Origin of the sequence: Pseudomonas sp. dw_612 (assembly GCF_018449725.1) — a bacterium.
Taxonomy (GTDB): domain Bacteria; phylum Pseudomonadota; class Gammaproteobacteria; order Pseudomonadales; family Pseudomonadaceae; genus Aquipseudomonas.
In genome coordinates, this window is the sequence record NZ_JAAVVC010000066.1 from 1 (window position 1) to 830 (window position 830).

At 56.3% G+C, this 830-nt stretch carries 1 protein-coding gene; it reads left to right on the plus strand.

All coding sequences use genetic code 11. From position 1 onward, the window contains the following. A partial coding sequence (locus tag HB680_RS32490) for a transposase (protein ID WP_213942335.1) occupies window positions 1-830 on the plus strand: 830 nt, incomplete at both ends.

An 830-nucleotide genomic window follows, 5' to 3' on the forward strand; every position in this document is an offset into this window, starting at 1 on the left:
GCCAAGGCCGAAATCGTTGCTTACCGCGAAGACCTGAAAACCACTCAACACATCAACAACGACCGTGAGGCTCTTGGCCGTTGGCTCAAAATGCTGCCTGCGCAAAGCTCAATTGCCCTGGAAGCCACCAGCATCTACCACTTGGACACGGTTGAACTGGCCCATGAAATGGGGCACCGGGTTTACGTGGTGGATGCTTATCGGCTGAGCCACTACCGCGAAAGCATCGGCCAGCGGGCGAAAACCGACCCGTGTGATGCGCGCCTTCTGGCACGTTACCTGAGCAGCGAACAGCAGCGACTGCGCGTCTGGAGTCCACCTCCGCAGGACTACAAAGTGTTGAAAAGCCTACTGCATCGACGCGCAGAACTGGTCGACTTGCGTGTGAGTCTCACGCTTAGCTGGTCGAGCGAACTGCTCTTGAACGATGAGCTGGCCCGGCTGTTGAAGTCCCTCAAACAATCTGAGCAGGCCATTCAGAAGCTATTGCTCAAAGTCAGCAAAAAAGCCGGCATCACCGAAAACATCAAGCGCTGCAAAGCCATTGAGGGGATTGGTGATCTGACGGCTATTGGCTTGGCGACCGCTTTCATGCGTGGCGAATTCGCCAGTGGCGATGCGTTCATTGCCTTTTTGGGCATGGACTTGAGACCCAAAGACTCCGGGAAAAAGAACAGCCCCCGTCGCCTGAGCAAAAAAGGCGATACCGAGTTACGGCGCCTGGCTCACAACGCGGCAATGGCGGCTTGCAGGTCTCCCACTTGGAAACCGTTCTATGAATCCTATCTGGCCAGAGGCCTGGCCAAAACCCAAGCCCTGGTCATCCTCGC